The organism is Pseudomonas sp. CFBP2511 (assembly GCF_030209255.1).
GTDB lineage: Bacteria > Pseudomonadota > Gammaproteobacteria > Pseudomonadales > Pseudomonadaceae > Aquipseudomonas > Aquipseudomonas avellanae.
On sequence record NZ_JARVSI010000015.1, the window covers coordinates 415,704 to 439,999 of the forward strand.

21 protein-coding genes are annotated in these 24,296 nt (G+C 59.3%); 8 read left to right on the forward strand and 13 right to left on the reverse strand.

Annotated features, from left to right (window positions below; all coding sequences use genetic code 11):
* Positions 1-418: 418 nt before the first annotated feature.
* The 4 genes from QRN38_RS13740 to QRN38_RS13755 all read right to left on the reverse strand — a co-directional run bounded on the left by QRN38_RS13740 (position 419) and on the right by QRN38_RS13755 (position 6,979).
* Positions 419-2,335 (reverse strand): methyl-accepting chemotaxis protein, encoded by a 1,917-nt coding sequence (locus tag QRN38_RS13740; protein WP_010205538.1) that lies wholly within the window; start codon positions 2,333-2,335, stop codon positions 419-421.
* Positions 2,336-2,639: 304 nt separating this feature from the next.
* Positions 2,640-4,358, reverse strand: coding sequence for a ubiquinone-dependent pyruvate dehydrogenase (gene poxB, locus QRN38_RS13745; protein ID WP_011104047.1), 1,719 nt, complete (start codon positions 4,356-4,358; stop codon positions 2,640-2,642).
* 164 nt (positions 4,359-4,522) lie between these two features.
* Entirely contained in the window at positions 4,523-6,412 is a 1,890-nt protein-coding gene (mrdA, locus tag QRN38_RS13750) for a penicillin-binding protein 2 (RefSeq protein ID WP_007246667.1), read from the reverse strand.
* Positions 6,413-6,550: 138 nt separating this feature from the next.
* Complete coding sequence (locus QRN38_RS13755) at positions 6,551-6,979, reverse strand: winged helix-turn-helix transcriptional regulator (RefSeq protein ID WP_057418822.1); 429 nt, start codon at positions 6,977-6,979, stop codon at positions 6,551-6,553.
* Between the two features lie 87 nt (positions 6,980-7,066).
* On the opposite strand from QRN38_RS13755, the gene QRN38_RS13760 reads away from it, so the two are divergent.
* The 3 genes from QRN38_RS13760 (at position 7,067) to QRN38_RS13770 (ending at position 9,270) form a co-directional block, all read left to right on the forward strand.
* Positions 7,067-7,924, forward strand: coding sequence for an SDR family oxidoreductase (locus QRN38_RS13760; protein ID WP_057418821.1), 858 nt, complete (start codon positions 7,067-7,069; stop codon positions 7,922-7,924).
* Between the two features lie 92 nt (positions 7,925-8,016).
* Entirely contained in the window at positions 8,017-8,325 is a 309-nt protein-coding gene (locus QRN38_RS13765) for an RcnB family protein (RefSeq protein WP_081025468.1), read from the forward strand.
* A gap of 111 nt (positions 8,326-8,436) precedes the next feature.
* Positions 8,437-9,270 (forward strand): AraC family transcriptional regulator, encoded by an 834-nt coding sequence (locus QRN38_RS13770; RefSeq protein WP_057418819.1) that lies wholly within the window; start codon positions 8,437-8,439, stop codon positions 9,268-9,270.
* A 9-nt stretch (positions 9,271-9,279) separates the two neighbouring features.
* Here the strand turns inward: QRN38_RS13770 and QRN38_RS13775 are convergent, their stop codons facing one another.
* Positions 9,280-9,864, reverse strand: coding sequence for a LysE family translocator (locus QRN38_RS13775; RefSeq protein ID WP_010205556.1), 585 nt, complete (start codon positions 9,862-9,864; stop codon positions 9,280-9,282).
* Positions 9,865-10,074: 210 nt separating this feature from the next.
* On the opposite strand from QRN38_RS13775, the gene QRN38_RS13780 reads away from it, so the two are divergent.
* From QRN38_RS13780 to QRN38_RS13790, 3 genes are all read left to right on the forward strand, one after another.
* On the forward strand, positions 10,075-10,563 hold the full coding sequence (locus QRN38_RS13780; RefSeq protein ID WP_010205558.1) for a DUF3828 domain-containing protein: 489 nt from the start codon (positions 10,075-10,077) through the stop codon (positions 10,561-10,563).
* A 63-nt stretch (positions 10,564-10,626) separates the two neighbouring features.
* Entirely contained in the window at positions 10,627-10,830 is a 204-nt protein-coding gene (locus QRN38_RS13785; protein ID WP_005617589.1) for a hypothetical protein, read from the forward strand.
* A gap of 136 nt (positions 10,831-10,966) precedes the next feature.
* Complete coding sequence (locus QRN38_RS13790; RefSeq protein ID WP_010205561.1) at positions 10,967-11,167, forward strand: hypothetical protein; 201 nt, start codon at positions 10,967-10,969, stop codon at positions 11,165-11,167.
* Positions 11,168-11,171: 4 nt separating this feature from the next.
* On the opposite strand, the gene QRN38_RS13795 is transcribed toward QRN38_RS13790, so the two are convergent.
* Both QRN38_RS13795 and QRN38_RS13800 read right to left on the reverse strand, forming a co-directional pair.
* On the reverse strand, positions 11,172-12,623 hold the full coding sequence (locus QRN38_RS13795; protein WP_057418818.1) for an MFS transporter: 1,452 nt from the start codon (positions 12,621-12,623) through the stop codon (positions 11,172-11,174).
* A gap of 61 nt (positions 12,624-12,684) precedes the next feature.
* Positions 12,685-13,992, reverse strand: coding sequence for an Nramp family divalent metal transporter (locus tag QRN38_RS13800; protein WP_161952766.1), 1,308 nt, complete (start codon positions 13,990-13,992; stop codon positions 12,685-12,687).
* A gap of 404 nt (positions 13,993-14,396) precedes the next feature.
* Here QRN38_RS13800 and QRN38_RS13805 point away from each other — a divergent pair, with 404 nt between their 5' ends.
* Positions 14,397-15,815, forward strand: coding sequence for an MFS transporter (locus QRN38_RS13805; RefSeq protein WP_007246679.1), 1,419 nt, complete (start codon positions 14,397-14,399; stop codon positions 15,813-15,815).
* Between the two features lie 30 nt (positions 15,816-15,845).
* Here the strand turns inward: QRN38_RS13805 and QRN38_RS13810 are convergent, their stop codons facing one another.
* Positions 15,846-16,070 (reverse strand): DUF6555 family protein, encoded by a 225-nt coding sequence (locus tag QRN38_RS13810; RefSeq protein ID WP_003381855.1) that lies wholly within the window; start codon positions 16,068-16,070, stop codon positions 15,846-15,848.
* A gap of 382 nt (positions 16,071-16,452) precedes the next feature.
* Positions 16,453-17,334 carry an alpha/beta fold hydrolase gene (locus QRN38_RS13815; protein WP_057416721.1) on the reverse strand — a complete coding sequence of 294 codons (882 nt, stop codon included), beginning with the start codon at positions 17,332-17,334 and terminating at the stop codon, positions 16,453-16,455.
* A 302-nt stretch (positions 17,335-17,636) separates the two neighbouring features.
* Between QRN38_RS13815 and QRN38_RS13820 the strand changes: the two genes are divergently transcribed.
* Positions 17,637-18,545, forward strand: coding sequence for a LysR family transcriptional regulator (locus QRN38_RS13820; RefSeq protein WP_011104037.1), 909 nt, complete (start codon positions 17,637-17,639; stop codon positions 18,543-18,545).
* Positions 18,546-18,589: 44 nt separating this feature from the next.
* On the opposite strand, the gene QRN38_RS13825 is transcribed toward QRN38_RS13820, so the two are convergent.
* The 4 genes from QRN38_RS13825 to QRN38_RS13840 all read right to left on the reverse strand — a co-directional run bounded on the left by QRN38_RS13825 (position 18,590) and on the right by QRN38_RS13840 (position 24,229).
* Positions 18,590-20,416 (reverse strand): glycoside hydrolase family 15 protein, encoded by a 1,827-nt coding sequence (locus tag QRN38_RS13825; protein ID WP_011104036.1) that lies wholly within the window; start codon positions 20,414-20,416, stop codon positions 18,590-18,592.
* On the reverse strand, positions 20,409-21,209 hold the full coding sequence (locus tag QRN38_RS13830; protein WP_054091009.1) for an SDR family oxidoreductase: 801 nt from the start codon (positions 21,207-21,209) through the stop codon (positions 20,409-20,411). Before QRN38_RS13830 ends, QRN38_RS13825 begins: the two co-directional genes overlap by 8 nt.
* 83 nt (positions 21,210-21,292) lie before the next feature.
* On the reverse strand, positions 21,293-22,330 hold the full coding sequence (locus tag QRN38_RS13835; RefSeq protein WP_011104034.1) for an NADP(H)-dependent aldo-keto reductase: 1,038 nt from the start codon (positions 22,328-22,330) through the stop codon (positions 21,293-21,295).
* Positions 22,331-22,417: 87 nt separating this feature from the next.
* Positions 22,418-24,229: an ABC transporter ATP-binding protein gene (locus QRN38_RS13840; RefSeq protein ID WP_007246686.1), complete on the reverse strand. Its 1,812-nt coding sequence runs from the start codon at positions 24,227-24,229 to the stop codon at positions 22,418-22,420.
* Positions 24,230-24,296: the final 67 nt, after the last annotated feature.

A 24,296-nucleotide genomic window follows, 5' to 3' on the forward strand; every position in this document is an offset into this window, starting at 1 on the left:
GTTCAGCTCCATCAATCTGCCTTGTGGGCAGCCTACATCCGGGAACATCTCGACGGCTTGCCGAGCCTGTTCAGTACCTCTTTGCAGCGCTCCCGATCAGGGATACAGCTGCATAATGCAAGGGCAAATGCAGCGCGTCAACGATTATGTAGTGATTATTTTTAGTCACTACATAATCGTATGCGGGGCTGGGGGTTAGGTGAAAAGGTGACTGGAGGGTCACGATCACAGGACGACATTTCGAGACTTTGGCAGTGGATCTGCTCACGAAAAGCCTGATGGAACGTCAAGATCATTCGGCTGAAATGTAGCTTTCGCGAGCAAGCTCACTCCCACCATGATCATTATTTAGTGAACACACAAAAAAGCCTGAAAGCTCACGCTCCCAGGCCTTTGAACATCAAGCAAAACCCTATCGTCAGCTCACCCTGAACCGTCCCACCAACCCCTGCTGCTGCTCCGCCAATCGAGCCAGTTCGCGACTGGTCACGGCGGTCTGCTCGGCACCCGCACTCACTTGAATGACCAGTGAGTTGATGTCGTTGACGTTGCGGTGGATTTCTTCGGCCACCAGGCTTTGTTCTTCGGCGGCCGAGGCGACCTGGATGTTGCGGTCGCTGATGCTGGCGATGCCTTCGGCGATTTCTTCCAGCAGTTCGCCGGCGCGCACTACGTTACTGGCACCCGCCTGCGCTTTACCCAGGGTTTCCTGCATGGACGTGGCGGCGCGTTCGGAGCCGGACTGCAGGTTGGCGATCATGTTCTGAATGCTGACCGTAGACTCCTGCGTCTTTTTCGCAAGGTTGCGCACTTCGTCGGCAACCACCGCGAAACCACGGCCCTGTTCGCCTGCGCGCGCGGCTTCGATGGCTGCGTTGAGTGCCAGCAGGTTGGTCTGGTCGGCGACACCACGAATCACATCGAGCACCGAGGAGATGGCGTTGCTCTCGCCCTTGAGCTCGCCAATGATCTGCGAGGTCTGCTCTGCCTGAAGCGACAGCCCTTGAATCAGGCTGATGGTGTTTTCGATCTCGGCCTTGCCCTGCACCGTGCTGGTGTTGACCCGCTGCGACATCGCGGCAGCGTCGGTGGTGCTGCGTGCAACGTCTTTGACGGTGGCACTCATCTGACTGATGGCCGTGGCCATTTGATCAGTACCCAGACGTTGCTGAGCGACGTTCTGACTGGTCTGCAACGCGACCGCTGAAGACTGCTCGGCGGCGGTGGCGACCTGTGCGGTGGCGCTGCCGATTTCGCCGATGACTTCGCTGATCTGTTGCGCCATGTTGTCCAGGTTGCGCGAGATCTCGCCGAACTCGTCCTTGCCGGTGTAACGGGTTCTGGCGGTGAGGTCACGGGTGGATAGCGCAATCAACGTACGGTTGACATCGACAACGGCGATCTTGATGTTGCGGATGATCACCGAGGCCAGCCAAAGCACTGCGATCAGCATCGCGATAACCGTGGCAATCGCTGCGTAAAGACTGCTTTCCGCCGTGCTGCGCGCATCACTGGCCAGGCCCACAACGGTCTGCCCCAGTTCGGCTTCAACCTTGGCCATCAGGTCTATGCGGCTGGTGGACAGGTTGAACCAGTCTTCAGGTTTGATATTGAGCGGATCGCCCAGCGGCGTATCAAAACCCAGGCGTTGCAGGCGCGCCACTTCAAGTGATCCCGGCTGTTGCAGAACATCGTTCAACCTGGTCTTGAAAGCTTCAGGTGACCAGCGTTGAAAGGCTTCGTAGTAACCTGAGAACTCTCCCAGGTTACGGCTGAAGCGCGACAACAGCGCTGCGTCGAATCGATTCTGGTTGAATGCCAGGCCGAGCAGTACACGCTCGCGCCCGGCGCGCTCTTTCATGTCCACAAACTGGTTGAGAGAACTCAAGGCGCGCAGTATTTGCGGGTCTTCAATGCTGGCTTCCAGCGAATAGTTATAGCCGATAAGCGTTTTGATGATGTCGGTGAAACGGGTGCCGGACTCGGTATTGTTGATCGCCAGCCCATCCACCTTGAGGCGCAGCGCGATCACGTCATCCAGTGCACGCAGCACGTTTGCCGTGCCTGGAATATCCTGGGTCGATTGCGCCCGCATCTCGCCCATCGCCTTGTCTGTCTCCTGGCGAAAGGTTTTCAGCTTGTCTTGCATGGACTTGCCGCCGCTGCCCAGAAACACGCCGCTGGCCCCGCGCTCGCGCTGCAGGGTGGTGACGACATCACTCAGTTTCTGTGCTGCGTTGGTGGCGGTGACGGCGCGACTGTTCTCGCCGAACGTCTCGCTTTTGTCGGCCACGAAGATACCTGCAAAAGCCAGAAAGCCCAGCAGGGGAAACATTAGAATCAGCAGTAATTTAATACTCAAAGGAGCATTTCTAAGCATTACAGACCTCAGGACTCGCAGACTTTCTATAAAAACGATCTGTGACTTAACGTTCTATATCAATCGACGTTTTTTATAGCCAGAGATGATTCAGTAATTAGCCTGCCGTAGCCTGTATTGCTTCCGTCCAACTGTGTCGGCTGCGAAGTGCCAAGCTTTACCCATTATTTGTCTGGATGACTATCACTCAGCGGGACGGTATGAATGCTTTTGATGAGGGACCGATACCTGAGCCCGGCCCCTCATCGTTTGTGGTCCATTAACGCAAGTTGGTCTTCGCCAACTCCAGCACTTCACTGCCGCGCCCGCTCATGATCGCGCGCATCATGTACAGGCTGAAGCCTTTGGCTTGCGCCAGTTTGATTTTCGGCGGGATGCCCAGCTCTTGCTTGGCGGTAACAACATCGATCAGCACCGGGCCGGGATGATCAAACGCCTTGCGCAATGCTGCGGGCAGTTCTTCAGCGTTTTCCACGCGCAGGCCGAGAATCCCCGCGCCCAAGGCGATGCCCGCGAAGTTGGTTTCATGCAAGTCAGTGCCATGCGGCACATAGCCGCTGGCTTTCATTTCCATGTCGACGAAGCCCAGCGAGCTGTTGTTGAACACCACCATTTTGATCGGCAGATTCAACTGGCGAATGCTCAGCAGATCGCCCAGCAGCATCGACAGGCCGCCATCGCCGCACAGCGCGACCACTTGGCGGTCCGGGTGCTCTGCTTTGGCGCCCAGCGCCTGGGGCAAGGCGTTGGCCATCGAACCGTGGTTGAACGAGCCCAGCAGGCTGCGTTTGCCGTTCATGTGCAGGTAGCGCGCAGCCCACAGGGTTGGCGTGCCGACATCGACGGTAAAGATTGCGTCGGCGTCGGCCTGTTCGTCGACCAGGCGCGTGAGGTATTGCGGGTGAATCGGTGTGCCATTGGGGGTGGGCGTGGCCAGTTCGTCGAGGTCTTCACGGGCCTTGGCGTAGTGTTTGAGGGCTTTGTCGAGGAAACGGCGGTCGGTGTGCGGCTTGAGTTTTGGTTGGAGAGCGTCGAGGGTTTCCCGCACGCCGCCGACCAGACCGAGCGCCACAGGCGTGCGGCGGCCCAACTGGGTCGGGTCGAGGTCGATCTGAATGATGTTGGCTTTCTCAGGGTAGAAATTGCGATACGGAAAGCTGCTGCCGAGGATCACCAGCGTGTCGCAGGACAACATGGCATGGTAACCGGAGCTGAAACCGATCAGGCCGGTCATGCCGACATCGAACGGGTTGTCGTATTCGACGTGCTGCTTGCCGCGCAAGGCATGAACAATGGGTGCGCCCAGCGTGTCGGCCAACGCGAGGATCTGCTCGTGAGCGCCCGCGCAGCCTGCGCCGCACAGCAAGGTTACGGCCTTTGAGTCATTGAGCATGTTGGCCATCGACTGCAAGTCGGTGTCCGCCGGGACAACAACAGGCGGCGTGGCCTCGACCCATTTCGCGGGTACATCAGGTGATTCGCTGAGCGCTACATCACCGGGTAGCACGATCACGGCAACGCCCTTCTGGCTGATCGCCGCACGCATGGCACGCTCCAGCACCCGAGGGAACTGTTCGGGGTTGCTGACCAGTTCAACAAAGTGGCTGCATTCCTTGAACAGCTCCTGCGGGTGGGTTTCCTGAAAGTAATCGAGGCCGATTTCCGAAGACGGAATATGCGCTGCAATCGCCAGCACCGGCACGCGATTGCGATGGCAATCGTACAGGCCGTTGATCAGGTGCAGATTGCCCGGCCCGCAGCTGCCTGCGCAGACCGCCAGCTTGCCACTGGACGCCGCCTGGGCACCGGCAGCGAAGGCTGCAACTTCTTCGTGGCGGGTGTGCATCCAGTTGATCGAGTCGATGCGCTCCAGGCTGTCGGTCAAACCGTTGAGGCTGTCACCAGACACCCCCCAGATGTGGGAAACACCTGCCGCTGCGAGGGTTTGCGCAAGATGGTCGGCGATGGTCTTGGACATTTGGGGTTCCTTGTCGAGGCAATAAAGGGTTCAGATATACACGCGCAGCGCTCTGCTACGCCTGTTGTGGTCGACCCGATGATTTCTCGACAGTTCAGAAAACCTGAGCCCTGTTCAGGGCTCGGTCAGGCAGCCTGCGCCACAGACTACGGTTGGCAGACGGCTCAGGCGTGCGGGTTGCCCGTTGCCTTGGCGGGGACTGCATATTGCGGCTTGAGCTTGCCCTCGCTGTCGAGCAGCCAGGCGTCGAGAATTTCCCGCACCACTGGCCCTGCAACGCGACCACCCGCCTCGCCGTTCTCGATGGTCACCGACACCACGATTTTCGGATGATCAGCCGGGGCAAAACCGACGAACAAGGCGTTGTCGCGGTTACGCTCCAGCGTCTTCAGACGGTTGTAACGCTCGCCCTGCTTGATCGCGACCACCTGCGCCGTACCGCTCTTGCCGGCGATGCGGTATTGCGCGCCCTTTGCGGCGTCACGGGCGATGCCGCGCGGGTCGTGCATGACCATCTGCATGCCGGTATTGACCTGATTCCATTCGTTGGGGTCGCGCAGCACGATGTTTGGCATCGGGTGCTCATCGACAGGCACCTCGTGGCCCACTTCCATTGCCAAGTGCGGACGGTGCCAGACACCTTTACTGGCGATCAATGAGGTGGCCTGCGCCAGTTGCAACGGCGTGACCTGCATGTAGCCCTGGCCGATACCGAGGATCACGGTTTCGCCGGGGAACCACGCCTGGCGCCGCGTCGCGCGCTTCCACTCGCGGGACGGCATCAGCCCGGCGGACTCCTCGAACATGTCCAGCGAAACCTTCTGGCCGATGCCGAACATGGTCATGTAGTCATGCAGGCGATCAATGCCCAGCTTGTGCGCCACGGTGTAGAAGTAGGTGTCGTTGGAGCGCATGATCGCGGTGTCCATGTCCACCCAGCCATCACCACTGTGGTTCCAGTTGCGGTACTTGTGATCGAAGTCCGGCAGCTGGAAATAGCCCGGATCGAAAACCTTGGTCGATGCATTGACCACGCCGCTGTCCAGGCCGGCAATCGCGACTTCAGGCTTGACTGTCGAGCCCGGTGCATAAAGGCCGCGCAGCACCCGGTTGAACAGCGGCCGGTCGATGGAATCACGTAGCGCGGCGTACTGCTTGAAGCTGATACCGGTGACGAACAGGTTGGGGTCGAAGCTCGGCTTGCTGACCATCGCCAGCACTTCGCCGGTTTCCGGGTCCAGTGCAACCACCGAACCGCGCCGGTCACCCAGCGCGTTTTCCGCCGCAGCCTGCAAGTGCGCATCCAGGCTCAGCGTGATGTTCTTGCCCGGTATCGGATCAGTGTGTTTCAGCACCCGCAACACACGGCCTTGCGCGTTGGTTTCAACTTCTTCGTAGCCTACATGGCCATGCAGTTCGGACTCGTAGAAGCGTTCGATGCCGGTCTTGCCGATGGATTGCGTGCCGCGGTATTCGTTGTCGAGGTGCGACGCCTCTTTTTCGTTGATGCGCCCGACATAGCCAATCGAATGGGCAAAATGATCGCCCAGCGGATAGTGCCGAACGAACTGCGCCGCCACGTCTACGCCCGGCAGCAGGTATTGATTGACCGCCAATATGGCGATCTGCTGTTCGGTCAGTTCATACAGCAGGGTCGCGGGCTCGAACGGGTGGCGAACTTGCTTGAGTTCCTTGTCGAACAGAATCCGGTCCTCGTCGGGCAGTTCCAGCAGGGTCATCAGCTCATCAATCACCTTGTGCCAGTCCCCGGCGCGCTCGCGGGTCAGGGTCAGGTTGAAACTGGGGCGGTTGTCGGCCAGTACCTCGCCGTTACGGTCGAAGATCAAACCGCGCTCGGGCGGGATCGGCAGCACGTGCACCCGGTTGTTTTCAGAGATGGTCGAGTGGTAGTCAAACTCGGTGACTTGCAGAAAGTACATCCGTGCGATCAGGCAGGCAGCCAGCACAGCGACCAGTACCGCACAGGCGATCAGACGCTGGTTGACCAGCCGCGTCTCTTTTTCGTGGTCTTTCAGGGGGATTGGATTGGGCATTTCTACAGCTTCTCGGTGAAGGGCAAACAGCACAAACGAACGTGTAAATGAATATTTCGGCGCGCACCATAGCAAGAAGCGACTGATTGCAGGCGATTGAGCCGACAATCGCAGGATGAAAAATCTGTCAGAAACGGCTCACGCAGGCGTGGTCTGTGCCGTGCTGGAGGCTTCGCGGGCCTGCATGATGCGTGGCAGATTGGTCTCGATCCAGGTCGCCAGGGTTTCGACCTGCAAGGCGACTTCTTCGCCCATCGGCGTGAGCCGGTACTGCACGTGCGGCGGCACCACGGGCAGCGACTTGCGACTGACGAAACCGTCCTGTTCCAGGTGTTGCAGGGTTTGCGCGAGCATTTTCTCGCTGACCCCGCCGATCTTGCGCCGTATCTCGCTGAAGCGATGCATGCCGCCGCGCAAAACCACCAGCACCAGCACGCCCCAACGGCTGCAAACGTGGTTGAGCACAATTCTTGAAGGGCAATCGTTGGCCAGCACTTGCCCCTGACGAACGAACGCCAGCATGGACTCGACCGTTTCAGACTGTGGATGCGAGGCAGACTCACTCATGACACTTACCTTTTTGTACGTACTTACGAAAGGTAAGCATCATGACTATGCTGACGCTTCCTTTCAACCTGATTCAGGAGTAATTCCATGATCGTTGTCACCGGTGCCACTGGCCAGCTTGGCCGTCTCGTCATTGAACAACTGCTGGCGCGTGTCCCTGCCGAGCAGATCGTTGCCGCAGTCCGCAGCCCGGAAAAGGCCACTGACCTTTCGGCAAAAGGCGTTCAGGTTCGTCACGCCGACTATTCGCAGCCTGCAACGCTGGACAGCGCGTTTGCCGGTGCCGACAAGGTGCTGCTGATTTCATCCAGCGAAATAGGCCAGCGCTTTTCTCAGCATAAAGCGGTCATTGATGCGGCCAAGCGCTCCGGGGTCAAACTGCTCGCCTACACCAGCGTTCTGCATGCCGAGGCCTCGACGCTGGGCCTGGCCAAAGAGCATGTCGAAACCGAAGCTTACCTGCGCGCCAGCGGCCTGCCGTTCGCCCTGTTGCGCAATGGCTGGTACACCGAGAACTACACCGCCGGGGTGCCTGGGGCGCTGGCACATGGCGCCGTGATGGGCTGCGCCGATGAGGGCCGTATCAGCTCGGCTTCGCGCCTTGATTACGCTGAAGCTGCGGCGGTGCTGCTGACCTCCGGAGAGGATCAAAGCGGTCGCGTGTACGAACTGGCAGGTGACGAGTCCTATACCCTGACAGCATTTGCGGCCGAGCTTTCAAAGCAGGCCGGCAAGACCCTGCCCTACGTCAACCTGCCGCAGGCCGAGTTTGAAGCAGCATTGATTCAGGCAGGTCTGCCCTATTTTGTCGCCCGATTGCTGGCCGATTCCGATGCGGCAGCCGCCAAGGGCGCGCTGTTCGATGACAGCCGTCAGTTGAGCAAACTGATCGGCCGCCCTGCCACACCGCTGTCAGCAACCATCGCCGAGGCAGTGCGGGGCTGAGCGATGTAAACCTGATCGAATGATTTCAAACGGTGAAGGTCCCAGTTATGACCAAAGGCATCAAGCCTGAACCAAAGACTGGGAGTCTTCACATGAACAGCAAATCATTGATCGCCTGCATGACCTTGCTCGGCTGCTTCTGCGCCGCCACTCTGCCGGTTCACGCGGCAGAGACAGAAGACCCGAAAGTGACCGAGTCCAAGGACAACGTTCACGAACTGGAAGTGGGCTCCCGCGTGCCGGAGAAGTACCGCCGAAGCGATCTTGAGGTCAAGGACTGGAAAAGCAAGGGCCTGGAAGCGCCCGCCAAGGAAAGCGAGTGGGTGAAGATCAATGACAAATATGTGCGATTCCAGAAGGTCAATGGCCAGATAATGGATATCGTGCCGGTGAAAAAATAAGGCTCGGATACGCTCTGCATGAGCCTGCCTGGGTGACGCAGAGCATCACACCTGCGTCACCCTGACTCATCCGTTAAGCTACCCTCGTCACTGCGCAGACGGGAGACCCGCATGAACAGCATCCAACCCGAAAACTCGACCGCGACACCTTTCTTCTGGCGCGACGAGCAGTTGCCGTTCATTGAGGCGCGCTCGGTAGAAGACGGCCGACGGGTCTGTTATGCACCGCATTCACACGAGATCTTTTCCATCGGTGCAATTACCACCGGGCAAAGCACTTATCTGCACGAAAAGACTGCACAGCGCGTCGCCGCGGGCACTGTGGTGCTGATGAACCCCGGCGATGTGCACGCCTGCAACCCGATCAACGACCAGCCGTGGTCGTACCTGATGCTTTATGTGGACAGCCACTGGCTGAGCGATATTCAGCACGACGCCGGGCTGGACGCTAAATACGGATTTCAGCCCCTGTCGCACACCCGCAGCAGTAACCCGGTGCTGTTCGGCGCATTGACAGCGCTGTATCAGACGCTGATCGATGCCAAGGCCGACACCCTGCAAAAACACTGTGCCGCCGTATCGTTCTTCACGCTGATGCAGGAAACACTGGGCGATGCACCAGCACTTGCCCGCCGACCTTCCCCGCGAGTCACCCGTGCCGCCGACTACATCAACGACAACTTCACCCAGCCCATCAAGCTCGCCGATATCTGTACAGCAGCCAACCTCTCGGCGTCGTATCTGATTCGCTCGTTCGAGCAGCACTACCACCTGACGCCCCACGCCTACCTGCTCAATCGCCGCATCCAGCACGCACAAACCCAGTTGAAAAGCGGCAAGATGATTGCCGACGTTGCACAGGAAACAGGTTTTGCCGATCAGGCGCATCTTCAACGCGAGTTCAAAAAGCACCTGGCTGCAACGCCAGGACAGTATCGGTTGTGATGACCCGCGTCAGATCACCAGATACAGCGCGCAACCGACCAGCAGCAACGCCATGATCCGGTTGAACACGCGCACGCGTGCCGCGCTGCGCAAGTAGTGGCTCAGGAAACTCCCGGCAAAGGCCCAGCAGCCCAGTGACAGGTAGCACACCACGCAATAGATGGCTGCAAACTGCCAGATCAACAAAGCCTCGCCATTGGCGACAAAAACGCCCATGCCTGCGATCGACGCCAGCCAGGCTTTGGGGTTGAGCCACTGCATGATCGCACCCTGCAGCATCGACGGACCGCTGCCCTGCTCGCCCACACTCAATCGCCCGCTATCGGTCGCCAGCCGGAACGCCATGTACAACAGGAAAGCCACACCCGCCCATTGAATGATTCGGGTCAGAAAGGGCCATTGCTGCAAGGTTTCGTGCAGGCCGAAGCCGATAAGCAGCAACAGCAGGGTAAAACCCAGCGTTGCACCCAGCACATGGCGCATGCCGGGCCAGAACCCGTAGCGTGCACCGGCACTCAACGCTACGATATTGACCGGCCCCGGCGTGATGGACGACGCCAGCGCAAACGCTGCCATGGAAATCAGCAGACTCATGGAAAACCCCTCGAATACAATCAGAAATGATCGAATCAAGGTAGTGACGGCGACTCACGGCGTATTGAAGGAAATTGCCCTTAATCCGGTTTCAGTCATCCGCCGCGCTCGGCATACCGCCTAAAACCATTGCTTTTTTGTCCGCTTGGCTTACAAATGCAGTGTCGTCAGCCTGTAACCTCACTGCCACCTTCTCTGCGAGCCCGCTCCATGTCCAGAACCGTTGCCATTGCCTTCGCTTGCCTGCTTTCCTCCACGGCCCAGGCTGCCTGCCCTGCTGCGACCCCGGTCGACACCGCGCGCTGGATCTATGAAAAGCATCAGGATTTCTACCTCAATGGCAAAGGTGCGGCCGACTACCTGTCCAAACCTCTGTTGAGCCTGCTCAAGAAGGACTGGGCGTGCCAGAACGGTGATCAGTGTGCGGTCAGCGCCAACCCGTGGACCGACGCGCAGGATGGCGACGTGCAGAAGCCGATCGACTGGAAGCTGGTGTCCAACTCCGATAAACAGGCGGTGGTCGAAATGACCTACAACCTGGGTTACAAAGACGCCCCGCAACAGCCTGTGACCAGCCAGACGACACGCCTGCTGCTGGCTAAAAATGCCAGCAGTTGCTGGGTGCTGGACAACCTGCAAGGGCCGCAAGGTGTCGCGCTGATGCAGACCCTTGAACAATTCCCCTACGAAGGTGATTGATCGTGCTTGAAACAATTCGTCATTCTCGGTATCACAGCTACCTGAACCCGAAGAGCGAGCACCATGAATACCTTTGAGCAATCGATTATTGAGGCTGCGCAGGCCGCCACGCCCAATAACACCGATGCCGAACGCGAAGCCGCAAGAGTTGCCGCCACGCAGGCAGTCGCCGATATCATGGCCAGCCGCAGCGGGCTGGACCGTACGCTGGCGTTGGCTGAACTGCTGGACTCCTACTCAGAGCACGACGAGCAGGATGAGGATTAGCGCGGCGCCTGAAAAATTTATTTAACTCAGGCATTAAAGAAATCTATTCAGATCGCCGACAACTCTCTTGGGTGAGTTCGCTGGAACCGCCCTTTCATTTAGTGCGCTCGGATGCGACCTATCAGGGGAACCATCCGTGCAGATCGAGCAACTTGAAGACATTCAGGCTTACGTCAAGCGCACCGCAGACGACCTCGAACGCGTCTCGGCCAATATGGCCGGGCATCTTCTGTACCTTGAACGTACGTCTCGTCCGCACGAAGCCCAGGAAGTCAATGACCGGATCATGGGCCTGCGTGCCTCAGTGGATGGCCTTCGCGGCGTTTTCGGTCACTGATGGCTTACACGTCCCCGGCCTGCGATAACGGCCGTGCTACCTCTTCGAGTGACTTGCGCTCGGCAGCCGCGCCCCAGATCGACTGCACCAGCGCCGCCAGCAACATCAACCCCGCCCCGATCAGATAGCCGATAAACACATTGCTGCGCTCTCCGGTGTCGATCAGTTCCCCGAACAGCGTCGGGCCGATCATGCCGCCCAGCCCGGTACCAAACGCATAGAAAACCGCAATCGCCAACGCGCGAATTTCCAGCGGGAAGGTTTCGGCCACGGTCAGGTAGGCCGAACTGGCCGCTGCCGAGGCAAAGAAGAAAATCACCATCCACGCGATGGCCTGCTGGGTAACGTCCAGCAGCCCTTGCTGGAACAGATACCCACTGATTGCCAGCAGCACACCGGACAGGCCGTAGGTCAGGCTGATCATTGTCCGCCGCCCGACCACGTCAAACAGCCTGCCCAGCAGCAGCGGACCGCAGAAGTTGCCCAGCGCCAGTGGCAGCACGTACCAGCCAACCCGCTCGGCAGGTACGTCATAGAAGTCCGTCAGTACCAGCGCATAGGTGAAAAAGATCGCGTTGTAGAAGAACGCCTGTGCGGTCAGCAGCGTCAGGCCCACCAGCGAGCGCTGACGAAACGTCACCAGCAGGGTTCTGGCGACCTCGCCCAGTGGCGTGTGGTCGCGCACATGCAAACGTAAGGGCTTGCTCGTGACGGCAGGCAGCACATGGCCTCGGAGCTCTAAATCGGCCTCTATCTGCTCAACGATTTTCGTCGCCTGCGCTGACTGGCCGTGAATCAACAGCCAGCGCGGGCTTTTCGGCAGCCACAGACGCATCAGCAGCACCAGCAGCCCCAACACCGCGCCGATCCCGAAACACAGACGCCAGCCCAGTTCAGCGCCCACCCACAGCGGGTCCAGCAAGACAATCGAACCCACCGCGCCCAGCGCAGCGCCCAGCCAGAATGTGCCGTTGATGGTCAGATCGACCCAGCCACGGTAGCGGGCCGGGGTGAACTCCTGGATGGTCGAATTGATTGCCGTGTACTCGCCACCAATGCCCATGCCGGTCAAGAACCGGAACAGCATGAAACTCCAGACGCTGAACGAAAATGCCGTGGCGGCGGTGGCACCGACGTACAGCAGCAAGGTGATGAAGAACAGCTTGCGCCGACCGAGACGGTCCGCCAGCCAGCCAAACAGCAGCGCGCCGAGCACAGCCCCGGCGATGTATGCAGCACCCGCCAGGCCGATGTCGCTGTTGGTGAGGTTGAGCGCCGGGCTGGCCTTGAGCGCGCCGGCTACCGAACCTGCGAGGGTCACTTCCAGGCCATCGAGCAACCAGGTGATGCCTAGCGCAATCACTAGCAGCGTGTGAAAGCGCCCCCAGGGCAAGCGGTCCAGACGGGCCGGCAAATCGGTCTCGAAGACGGTGCCGTTTTTAGGCAGGATGGGCATGTTCGGCTACCTGACGGCTGACGTGGGCGTCAGGGTTCAGAGTCGCCCACGCCGATCAAGTTCAGCTCACCCAGAACCATAACAGCGTCAGGTTGGCAGCCGAGATCAGGCCGAACAGACCCCAGGCGGCCGTCTTGACCAGCCGGCTGTTGACGAACGGCCCCATCAACTGCGGATCGCTGGTGAAGCGGATCAGCGGCCAGAGCGCAAACGGCAGTTGCAGGCTCAACACCACCTGACTGAGCACCAGCATCTTGCCCACTGAACTGTCGCCCAGCCAGATCACCCCGATCAACGCCGGGATCAGCGCCAGCGCTCGAGTAATGAAGCGCCGCTGCCAGCAGGGAATTTTCGCCTGCAAAAAGCCCTCGAGCACCACCTGCCCGGCGATGGTGCCGGTAAATGTCGAGCTCTGCCCCGCTGCCAGCAAAGCCACGCCAAACAACACGCTGGCGATCGCACCGCCGACCAGCGGGTCGAGCAGGTGATAGGCGTCCTGAATCTCTACCACGTCAGTGTGACCGGTCTTGTGAAACGCTGCGGCGGCGAGGATCAGAATAGCTGCGTTAATGAGTAGCGCCAGGCTCAGCGAACCGATGGTGTCCAGGCGCGCATAACGAATGGCGCTGGCCTTGCTGGCGACATCCGTGCCGTTGACCCGCGTCTGCACCACCGAAGAATGCAGGTAAAGGTTATGCGGCATGACAGTGGCACCCAAAATGCCGATAGCGATGTACAGCGGCTCCTGGCTGCTCAGTACATCCCAGCTCGGTCGCAAACCGGCGACCACATCCGGCCAGAACGGCTTGATGAGGATCAGTTCGACGGCAAAGCAACTGGCGATAGTCACGATCAGCCCGAGCACGATGGCTTCCAGACGGCGGAAATTGGCGCCCTGCAGGGCCAGCACGATCAGCGTGTCGAAGGCAGTCAGCGCCACGCCTGTGGTAATGGAAACCCCCAGCAGCAGATGAAATGCCAACGCCGCGCCCAGCACTTCGGCCAGATCGGTGGCAATGATCGACAGTTCCGCCAGCAACCACTGGCCCTTGGCGACATTGCGGCTATAGCGAGCCGCAGACAACTGCGCCAGATCGCGCCCGGTGGCGATGCCCAGACGCGAGCAGAGGTTTTGCAAGACCATGCCTGACAGGCTGGCCAGCACCACCACGAACAGCAACGAGTAGCCGAAACGCGAGCCGGCTTCAATGGCCGTCGCCCAGTTACCCGGGTCCATGTAGCCGATCGACACCAGCAGGCCGGGGCCGACGAACAACATCATTTTGCGCAGCAATGAAGCGTTGGGCGGGATGGCGACGCTGTCGGTGGTCGCCGAGGGGCAGAACGGCGCGGTGGCAGTGGTGGGCAGTTTGTACGTCACGGGAACCCGGCAGGCAGAAGAATGAAGAACCTCATCCTAAGGTTTTGCGACACATGTTGATACATCCTTGTTGGCTTCATGATTTTTGTCATGCGCGGGGTCATTCATCGTTTGAAATATCGTCTTCGCGAGCAAGTTCGCTCCACGCCTGCGGGCAGAAGGCTGAAAACACCGTTTTCCGGGTTTTTCAGGACTTGTGTGTAACGCTGGGCGCGTCAGACTCAGGCGCCCGAAACTGCGCCAGGCCAGCATCACGCGATAAAAACGCTCGAAATATGTCTGACTAAACAATCATTCATCTTTTAGGCGTGAATAACCGCATTAAAAGACCAATCATTACAAATTGTAAGGAGTATCATTCCCCCTCTAACAAGCACTCGGGACGGCCATTGATGAATCCATCACCTCAAACCGACGACGCTACAGCCGCGCCGCTTCGGGCTGCGTTCATCTCGGCTCGCATCGACAGGCTGCCGGCGGTTGCCACCATCTGGCGGTTGGTTGCCCTGCTGTCAATCGCCGGTTTTTTCGAGCTTTACGATCTGTTCCAGACGGCGTACATCAGCCCCGGCCTGGTTCGCGACGGGATCTTTGCCACGGGCAGCCAGGGTCTGTTTGGCTTTTCCGATCAGGCGGCGTTTGCCTCGGCGACCTTTCTCGGCCTGTTTTTCGGTGCCAGTCTGCTCAGCCCGATTGCCGACCGTTACGGTCGCCGCGCCATCTTTACCTTCGCGTTGATCTGGTACACCGTCGCGACGGTGATCATGGGCCTGCAAACCTCGGCGCTGGGCGTGATTGGTATGCGTTTTATAGTAGGCATTGGCCTCGGGGTCGAACTGGTCACCATCGACACTTACCTGTCGGAATTGGTACCCAAACGCATACGCAGTTCGGCGTTTGCCTTCGCGTTTTTTATCCAGTTTTTATCGGTCCCCAGCGTTGCGCTGATGTCGTGGTGGCTGGTGCCTCAGGCACCGTTCGGTTTTTCTGGCTGGCGCTGGGTGGTGATCGGCAGTGCCGTGTTCGCCCTGTTTGTCTGGTGGCTGCGCTCGGCGCTGCCGGAATCACCTCGCTGGCTGGCGCAGCAGGGCCGCTTCGACGAAGCAGAACGGATCATGGATGGCATTGAGGCTCGCTGTATCAAAGAACACGGCAAGCCGCTGGATGAGCCACAACCGGACAGCGTCGCAATCGAAGGCAAAGGCCGCTTCGCCGACATTTGGCAACCGCCCTACCGCCGTCGTGCATTGATGCTGATCGTGTTTCACGTCTTCCAGGCTATCGGCTTTTTCGGCTTCGGCAACTGGCTACCTGCCCTGCTCTCCGGGCAAGGCCTCAGTGTTACGCACAGCCTGGGTTATGCGTTTGTCATCACGCTGGCCTATCCGCTGGGTCCGCTGTTGTTCGTGAAGTTTGCCAATCGTTTTGAAAACAAATGGCAGATTGTCGGTTCAGCTCTGGGGGCGATGATCTTCGGCAGCCTGTTTGCGTTTCAGACCAGCGCCGCGGGCCTGGTCTTGTGCGGCATCATGATCACGTTCTGCAATGCGTGGCTGAGTTTCAGTTACCACTCGTATCAGGGCGAGCTGTTCCCGACCAACATCCGTGCCCGCGCGGTGGGCTTCTGCTACTCGTTCAGCCGCCTGTCTACGGTGTTCAGCAGCCTGTTGATCGGGATTTTTCTCGACCACTTCGGCACGCCGGGGGTGCTCGCCTTCATCGTCAGCAGCATGCTGATCGTGATGATCACCATCGGCCGCTTCGGCCCTCGCACACGCAACCTGGCGCTGGAGCAGATAACCCATCGCTAATGCTGAACGGTCGCATCCCAAAGGAAGGGCTCAAGCCTGAGCCCACTCCACGTCGGTCACACCGAAGTGTTCGGCATACGGTTTCGACACCCGGGCGACCTTCTCCAGTCGATATTTGGGTATTCGCGCGAGCCCGGCATCGACACTTGCGTAATGCCATGCTTCAGCATTGTCCATATTCTCGGTTCGTATATAAAAACTCTTGAACGAACCATTTAACAGATAATCAATGCGGTAATGTTTTGGAAGTGCCATTGAAAGCCTGATCCTTTTTTCAGCAGTGGCTTGAAGTATAGGTGACCCAAACCCATGCGAAAAAATTCATTCTTTTTTTGCTAGATGCGATCAGCGAACATTTTCCCGCCCTATATCGGCAAGCCCCAATTGCGCTCGCGCAACGCTGTTCCTTGAATGATCAGCGCTGTCAGCGGGATGTTACAGCGCCGCTGAATCAAAGCACCGGCACAACGCAGGAAGTTGAATAAATACTCCAATTGAATGACCTATCGAATGGCGGCCGCTAACCACCTCAGCGTGCGGGTATCAAGCCGTTGCAGTGACCTTTCAATGTATCGCCTGACGATTGTCGAAGTGACGCAACATACAAACAACAGGCGTCACTGGATTGAGCGCCCTGTCAGACGCTGAGCTTTCGCGACAGAAATTCACGAATGTAGTCGGCCACTTCGGGCGCATGGGTTTCCAGCGTGAAGTGACCTGCATCCAGAAGATGCACTTCAGCATTTGGAACATCCCTGAGATAGGCCTGCGCGCCCGGCGGGATAAAAGCCGGATCGTGCCTGCCCCAGACGGCCAGTAAAGGCGGCTGGTGTTTGCGCAAGTACGCCTGGAATGCAGGATAAGCCGCCACGTTGCTGCGGTAGTCCAGAATCAGGTCAAGCTGAATCTCCTCGGCACCTGGCCGCGCCATGTACAGGATGTCCAGGTTATAGCCGTCGGGCGCAAGCTTCTCGGGGTCGGCACCGGTGCCGTACTGCCAGTCGCGGATTGTCTCCGGCGACAACGACGGGCGACAGGCCTCGCGATTGGCTGCCGAGGGGTCGCGCCAGTAAGCCTGCCACGGGTCCCATTGATCACTGAAGCCCTCCAGATAGGCGTTGCCGTTCTGGGTGATGATTGCCGTCACTTTTTCCGGGTTCGCTGCGGCAAGACGCAGACCGGTTGGCGCGCCGTAATCGAATATGTACAAGGCGTATTGGCTCAGTTGCAACGCTTCGGTAAAGCCTTCGATCACCTTGTAAAGGTTTTCAAAGCTGTACTCGAACTGCCCGCGCGGCGGCGCTTTGGTGTTGCCAAAACCGGGCAAGTCAGGCGCAATCAAACGGTACTGAGTCGCCAGCAACGGCATCAGCGTGCGGAACATATGGCTGGACGTCGGGAAGCCGTGGAGCAGCAGAAGCACCGGGGCATCCTTACGGCCGACTTCACGATAGAACACCTCTACATCGCCGACTTGCCGAGTGTGAAACGTGACACGGAAGGCATCATCGAAGGCCATAGTCTTTTCCTGGGTCGAGGGACTGTTTGGGTAAGAAGCAGCGCTGACCAGCGAAGCGCCAATAACAGATGCCGCGCCGATGACAGAGCCCTGTAAAACCTTGCGCCGACTGACGGCAGATGCCGCACCTGTGGAGCCGGCTGAATCGGAATTGCTCATGTCAGAACCTGGTGTGAATGAAGTGACGTCAATCCTAGTTGTTGCAATAGCTATCGAGAATGGCCAAAAAACTCAATTCACTCTTTCCGTTTCTGCAAAGCTGCTAGAGTCTCGACCACATATCGGTACGAAGAACGTTCACGATGGATCGCATTCAGGAAATGACGCTGTTTGCCGCATTGGCCGGGCAGACCAGCTTCACCGGTGTCGCCCGACACGTTGGGCTGTCTACCGCTACCGTGACACGCGCAGTGGCCAGCCTGGAAAGCAGGCTGGGCATTCTGCTGGTGGTGCGCACCACCCGTAACATGCGCCTCACCAAGGCCGGGCAACGCTTCGCGGAGGATTGTCGCCGCTTGCTGGCCGACCTGTCTGAAGCGGAAAACGCTGCGGCGGGTGTGCATGCGCTGCCAGCCGGCACGTTGACGGTCACCGCACCGCAAATGTTCGGCGCGTTGCATGTCACGCCGGTATTGACCCGTTTTCTCAGTGAGTACCCGGCAGTGGATATTCGCGCCATTCTGGTGGACCGGGTCGTGTCCATGCTCGATGAGGGAGTCGATGTGGCGGTGCGCATCGGTGCGTTGCGCGATTCGTCCTTGACGGCCATCCGTGTCGGCAGCGTGCGGCGCATGGTCTGCGCATCGCCTGTTTACCTGACGCAGCATGGCACGCCCCGGCACCCTGACGATCTGCAACAGCACGCCACCATCTCGACGTCGGCCCCGGAACGGCCACCCCACTGGGCGTTTCGAGTCGATGATCAGGACTACTCGGTGAATGTCGCCTCAAGGCTCAGCCTGACGTCCTTCCAGGCGTCGATCAATGCCGCGTTGCAGCATTGGGGGCTCACTCAGGTGCCGCACTACCAGATACGCGAGCACCTGCACAACGGCAGACTCGTTTGCGTACTGGAAGATTTTGAAATCGCTCCCGAACCGGTGCACGTCGTCTACTCGGAGGGCCGCCGTGGCTCTTCCAGGGTAAGGTCGTTCGTGGATTTCTGCGTCAGTGCCCTGAGGGAAGATCTGCAGTTTGAAGCTGCAGGGTGAATGAACGCAGCCAGACAGCGGTCATTCACCCACACCGACACCCTTCAGGGTTGCCAAAGCGCCTGTTCGCCGCTCAGTTTACGGTCCAGGAAACTCGCCGCACTGATCAGCGCCAAGTGACTCAGGGCCTGCGGCGTGTTGCCCAGATGACGGGCATGGCCGTCGAACTCTTCGGCATACAAACCCAGCGGGTTGGCGTAACGCAGCAGCTGCTCGAACTCCAGGTGCGCCTGCTCTACCCGACCGGCGCGGGCCAGGCATTCGACATACCAGAACGAACAGGCCACAAACGCGCCCTCCTCACCTGCCAGGCCATCATCATGGTCGTCATCATTGCGGTAGCGGAACACCATTCCGTCACGCACCAGCGCAGCTTCGATGGCGTCCAGCGTCGCCAGCCATTTCGGGTCATTGGCACCGACGAAGCGCACCAGCGGCATCAGCAGCATCGAGGCGTCCAGATTGCGGCTGCCTTTGTACTGCACAAAATGACCGAGTTCTTCGTTCCAGAAGTTGTCCCAGATGTCGTTCTGGATATCTTCACGGACCTTGTTCCAGCGCTCGAATGGCCCTGACAGTGAGCGTTTAAAGGCCAGGCGCAGTGCCCGGTCCAACGCGACCCAGCACATCAGCCGCGAGTGCAGAAAGTGCTGGTCGCCACCGCGCATTTCCCAGATACCCACGTCGCGGTCGTTCCAGTGTTCGCACACATAATCGACCTGGCGCACAACGTGCTGCCAGCCGTCATGGGAGATCGCGTCGCCGTACTTGTTGGCCAGGTACACGGCGTCCATCAATTCGCCGTAGATATCCAGCTGAACCTGCTTATACGCCTCGTTGCCGATCCGCACCGGCTGCGCACCGCCGTAACCGGTCAAGTGATCGAGGTGCTCCTCGGGCAGTTCTGCGTGGCCGTCAAGGGCATACAGAATGCCGAGCTTCTCGGTCTGCTCGCAGCAGTCGTCCAGTCGCCCGCGCACCCAGCCCATGAAGGCATTGGCCTCATCGGTGTAACCCAGGCGCATGAACGCGTACACGGTGAATGAGGCGTCACGGATCCACGTGTAACGGTAATCCCAGTTACGCTCGCCAGCTTCGGTTTCCGGCAGGCCGAACGTCGCAGCGGCAACAATGCCGCCATGCTTGCGCGAAGTCAGCAATTTGAGCGCCAGTGCCGAACGGGTGACCATTTCGCGCCAGCGGCCCTTGTATTGCGACTGTCCGGCCCAGCGCCGCCAGAACTTCAGGGTGTCATCGAAATAACGCGAGCACTTGCCTGCAGCAACATTCGGGTCGTCGATGCCACCCAGAATGAACTCGATGGTCTGGCCTTTGTGCATGTGAAACTCGGCGACGGCGTCGTGCTGTTCCAGGTGCAACGGCGTAGCTGCTGACAAGCGCATGCCCGGCTGCCCTTGGGCCTCGAAACAGATGTCCTGACCATCGACGCGCGCGGTGGTGTCGGCACGGCTGTAGTCCATGCGCACGCGACAACGCATGCGTATCGTGGCCTCGCCAAAACGCACCTGAACCCGGCGCACGATGCGTGGCAAGTCGTCTTGATCCTCGCCGATCGGCATCAGATCAGTGACTTCCACCACTGCCTGCTCGGCAATCCAGCGGGTTTGCAGCACATTGGTGTCCGGCAGATAGATCTGCAGCCTTCTGGCGTCCGGCAGGTCAGGCGCCAGTTGAAAGATCCCGGCGTCGGGGGTGTCCAGTAGCGCGGTGAAGATCGACGGGCTGTCGAAGTCCGGCCAGCAACAGAAGTCGATACTGCCGGTGTCGGCAATCAACGCAGCGCTGCGCATGTCGCCGATAATGCCGTGGTCTTCGATACGGTTTTGTGCTTCTTGCGGACGATCAGCCATTGCCACGGAACTCCGGATAGAGGGTCATGCCGCCATCGATGTACAGGGTGGTGCCATGCACGTAATCCGAGGCGTCGGAGGCCAGCCACAGCACCGCATTGGCGACGTCTTCCGGCTCACCGATGCGCCCGTAAGGGATCAGCTTGAGCATTTCCTTTTCGGCGTCGCCCTTGCGTGCGTCGGCATTGATCGGCGTGCGGATGGCACCCGGCGCAACGCTGTTGACGCGGATTTTCAGCTCGCCGACTTCCTGGGCAATACTGCGCATCAGCAGGTCGACTCCGCCCTTGGAGGCGGCGTAATTGACGTGCCCGGCCCACGGGATCAACTGGTGCACCGAGCTCATGTGAATGATCTTGCCCATCGCCCGCGACACCTCCGGGCGCATGCCTTGCTTGATGAACTGGCGCAACGCAGCGCGGGCGCAAAGAAACTGCCCGGTCAGGTTGACGTTGATAACGGTGTTCCAGTCTTCCAGGCTCATGTCGACGATGGCTGCGTCTTTCTGCAGGCCCGAGTTGGCGACCAGAATGTCCAGCGCGCCAAAGTGCTCGATGGTCTGCGCAAACAGACATTCGACATCTTCCTCTTTCGACACATCAGCCCCGACAGCAAGCGCACGACCGCCCGCTGCACGAATCTCTTCAGCCAGCTTCTCGGCAGGTTCAGCCTTGGAATTGTAATTGATCACCACCGCTGCACCGGCGTCCGCCAGCGCTCGCGCGGCACCCGCGCCGAGACCGGAACTGGCGCCGGTGACGATTGCGACTTGTTGCTTGAGTGAGATATGCATCTGAATTCAGCCTCGGAGTAAGCACCCTAGTGCTGACTGACGAGGCTGAACGTAAGTTCAGTGCAGGTTATTCCTGGTTCAGGTTACGGCGCAGGGTTGGGCTGCGAGGTGTGAATGGCCTCGATTGCCTCAATGACTTCATCGGACAGCGTGACGTCGATGCTCTTCAGGTTGATCTCCAGTTGATCCAGCTTGGTGGCACCAATGATGTTGCTGGTCACGAACGGGCGGCTGGTGACGTAGGCCAGGGCCATCTGCGAAGGGTCCAGACCGTGTTCGCGGGCCAACGCAACGTACTTGGCAGTGGCGCTGACGGCCTGCGGATTGTTATAACGCTGAAAGCGCTCGAACAGGGTCAGGCGACCATCGGCCGGGCGTGCGCCATCTAGGTATTTACCCGCCAGCACACCGAACGCCAGTGGCGAGTAAGCCAGCAGACCGATCTGTTCGCGAATGGCGATCTCTGCAAGGCCGACCTCGAAAGTACGGTTGAGCAGGTTGTAGGGGTTCTGGATCGACACGGCACGCGGCAGATCAAGGGTTTCGGCCAGGTGCAGAAAACGCTGGGTGCCCCATGGTGTTTCGTTGGACAGGCCGAAGTGGCGAATCTTGCCTTCCTTGACCAGATCCGCCAGTACCGACAGGGTCTCCTGAATCTCGACCGCCTTGTCATCCGGGTCATGGGTGTAGCCCAGCACGCCGAAAAAGTTGGTCTTGCGATCCGGCCAGTGCAACTGGTAAAGGTCCAGATAATCGGTGTTCAGGCGTTTAAGGCTCGCCTCAAGCGCGGTGGTAATGTTCTTGCGGTCCAGGCGTGGATTGCCATCGCGGATATGCTCCATGCGGCCGGGGCCCACGACCTTGCTGGCCAGCACCCAGTCACTGCGGTCGCCGTACTTCTTGAAGTACTCGCCAATGATGCTTTCGGTCTTGGTGTAGGTCTCGCTGCGCGGCGGCACCGGGTACATTTCGGCGGTGTCGAGGAAGTTGACCCTGGCCTCTTTGGCCATGCGGATTTGCTCGAATGCTTCAACCTGGGTGTTCTGCTCGCCCCAGGTCATGGTGCCCAGGCAGATGGCGCTGACCGACAGGTCGGTTTTGCCCAATTTACGAAATTGCATCGATGTCTCCGATCGGTTCAGAAGAATACGGTGTGAAACAGGGCTCCCATAAAACGCCGACTGGTCATGCACTGCAACACTTTTTATCTAACGATAACCCTGTGCCTGAAGATCAAACAGCGCGGCGTAGCGCCCTGCGGCGGCGATCAGGCTGTCATGGTCACCGCGTTCCAGCACCCGACCGTGTTCCAGCACCACGATGTGCTCGGCGTTGCGCACGCTGGAAAAACGATGGGAAATCAGCAGCGTCATGCGGCCCCTGGCGTATTCACGAAAATGCTCGAACACTGCGGCTTCTGCGCCAGCATCCAGCGCCGCAGTGGGCTCATCGAGAATCAGGATATCGGCGTCGCGACGCATGTAGGCGCGCGACAGGGCGATTTTCTGCCACTGCCCGCCGGACAGCTCCTGACCGCCCGCGAACCAGCGGCCCAGCTGGGTGGCGTAGCCCTTATCGAGCTGCTCGATGAACTGCGCGGCCATGCCTTGCGCTGCGGCTTCGCGCCAGCGGGTTTCATCGTGAAACGCCTGGGTATCGCCGACACCGAGGTTCTCGCCGACCAGAAACTGATAGCGGATGAAGTCCTGGAAGATCACCCCAATGCGCGAACGCAGCGCGTCTTCGTGCCATTCCTGCAGGTCGCTGCCATCCAGCAGAATGCGGCCCTGATCGGGTTGATACAGCCGCGTCAGCAGTTTGATCAGCGTGGTTTTGCCCGAACCGTTTTCGCCCACCAGCGCCACGCTGCGACCCGGTGCCAGGTGCAGGTCGATGTTTTCCAGTGCCGCACGGCGGGTGCCTGGGTAGGTGAAGCTCACATTTTCGAAACGCATGCCGTCACCGGGCAGCACGCCCTGCGTGAGGCTGCCTGTTGGCGGGGTGACCGGCTGGCCGAGGTAGATGTACAAATCAGCCAGGTACAGCCCGTCTTCGTACAGGCCGCTGATTGCGCTGAGGCTACTGCTGACCGCGGCTTGCCCCTGTTTGAAGAGCACCAGGTACATGGTCATCTGACCCAGCGTGATCCGCCCGTGCACGGCATCGACCACCACCCAGGCATACGCCAGATAGAACGAGGCAGTGCCCAGCAAGCCGAGCAGAAAGCCCCAGCCGTCACGGCGCACGGTCAAACGGCGGTCTTCGGCGTACAGCCGTTCAAAGGTGTCGCGATAGCGCTTGAGCAGCAGCGGCGCGAAGCCGAACAGCTTGACCTCCTTGATATAGCCTTCGTGGGAAAGCAGTGTTTCGATGTAATTCTGCCGACGGGTTTCGGGGGCACGGCGGGTAAACAGCCGAAATGCATCGCCGGAAAAATGCGCCTCAGCAAAGAAGACCGGCAGCGCACCCACCACCAGAATCAACAACGCCCAGGGCGAAAAATGCACCAGCAGCACGGCGAAACTGATCAGGGAAATAAGGTTTTGCAACAGGCCCAGCGACTTGGTCACCAGCGCCAGCGGCCGGGTCGAGGCTTCACGCCGGACACGCACGAGTTTGTCGTAGAACTCCGAATCCTCGAACTGGGACAGTGACAGGGTCTGGGCTTTCTCCAGAATCAAGGTATTGACCTTCTGCCCCAGCAGCACCCGCAACAGCGCCTGCTGTACCGACAGCCCGCGTTGCGCACCGGCCAGCAGCGCCAGCACGCCCGCCTCCAGTAACACATAGCGCAACACCGGCCATAACGGCGCGTCACCCGTGCTGGCGTGCAATTGCATGGCGCTGACCACGGCATCGACGATACGCTGCCCCAGCCAGGCGGCCAGCGCAGGCAACAAGCCTGCAACCAGCGTGGCGAGGATCAGGCCGACGGACAGCGCACGGGAAGTGGTCCAGACCAGATGCATGGCCCGCAAGGCCTGCTGCAGAAAAATCGTGAAGCGTTTTAAAACGGGCATACGTCAAATAAGTCCTGAAGAGCCTTGAATAAAGGGCTGAAACCACGAGATTTCTCGCCAAGTCGCA

Coding starts and splice junctions, on each gene's coding strand:
- QRN38_RS13825 (WP_011104036.1), bottom strand. CDS start 20,416: ATGGCTGATCGTCCGCAAGAAGCACAAAACCGTATCGAAGACCACGGC.
- QRN38_RS13820 (WP_011104037.1), top strand. CDS start 17,637: ATGGATCGCATTCAGGAAATGACGCTGTTTGCCGCATTGGCCGGGCAG.
- QRN38_RS13755 (WP_057418822.1), bottom strand. CDS start 6,979: ATGAGTGAGTCTGCCTCGCATCCACAGTCTGAAACGGTCGAGTCCATG.
- QRN38_RS13835 (WP_011104034.1), bottom strand. CDS start 22,330: ATGCAATTTCGTAAATTGGGCAAAACCGACCTGTCGGTCAGCGCCATC.
- QRN38_RS13815 (WP_057416721.1), bottom strand. CDS start 17,334: ATGGCCTTCGATGATGCCTTCCGTGTCACGTTTCACACTCGGCAAGTC.
- QRN38_RS13775 (WP_010205556.1), bottom strand. CDS start 9,864: ATGAGTCTGCTGATTTCCATGGCAGCGTTTGCGCTGGCGTCGTCCATC.
- QRN38_RS13760 (WP_057418821.1), top strand. CDS start 7,067: ATGATCGTTGTCACCGGTGCCACTGGCCAGCTTGGCCGTCTCGTCATT.
- mrdA (WP_007246667.1), bottom strand. CDS start 6,412: ATGCCCAATCCAATCCCCCTGAAAGACCACGAAAAAGAGACGCGGCTG.
- QRN38_RS13740 (WP_010205538.1), bottom strand. CDS start 2,335: ATGTTTCCCCTGCTGGGCTTTCTGGCTTTTGCAGGTATCTTCGTGGCC.
- QRN38_RS13810 (WP_003381855.1), bottom strand. CDS start 16,070: ATGGCACTTCCAAAACATTACCGCATTGATTATCTGTTAAATGGTTCG.
- QRN38_RS13765 (WP_081025468.1), top strand. CDS start 8,017: ATGAACAGCAAATCATTGATCGCCTGCATGACCTTGCTCGGCTGCTTC.
- QRN38_RS13785 (WP_005617589.1), top strand. CDS start 10,627: ATGAATACCTTTGAGCAATCGATTATTGAGGCTGCGCAGGCCGCCACG.
- QRN38_RS13795 (WP_057418818.1), bottom strand. CDS start 12,623: ATGCCCATCCTGCCTAAAAACGGCACCGTCTTCGAGACCGATTTGCCG.
- QRN38_RS13830 (WP_054091009.1), bottom strand. CDS start 21,209: ATGCATATCTCACTCAAGCAACAAGTCGCAATCGTCACCGGCGCCAGT.
- QRN38_RS13805 (WP_007246679.1), top strand. CDS start 14,397: ATGAATCCATCACCTCAAACCGACGACGCTACAGCCGCGCCGCTTCGG.
- QRN38_RS13780 (WP_010205558.1), top strand. CDS start 10,075: ATGTCCAGAACCGTTGCCATTGCCTTCGCTTGCCTGCTTTCCTCCACG.
- QRN38_RS13840 (WP_007246686.1), bottom strand. CDS start 24,229: ATGCCCGTTTTAAAACGCTTCACGATTTTTCTGCAGCAGGCCTTGCGG.
- QRN38_RS13770 (WP_057418819.1), top strand. CDS start 8,437: ATGAACAGCATCCAACCCGAAAACTCGACCGCGACACCTTTCTTCTGG.
- poxB (WP_011104047.1), bottom strand. CDS start 4,358: ATGTCCAAGACCATCGCCGACCATCTTGCGCAAACCCTCGCAGCGGCA.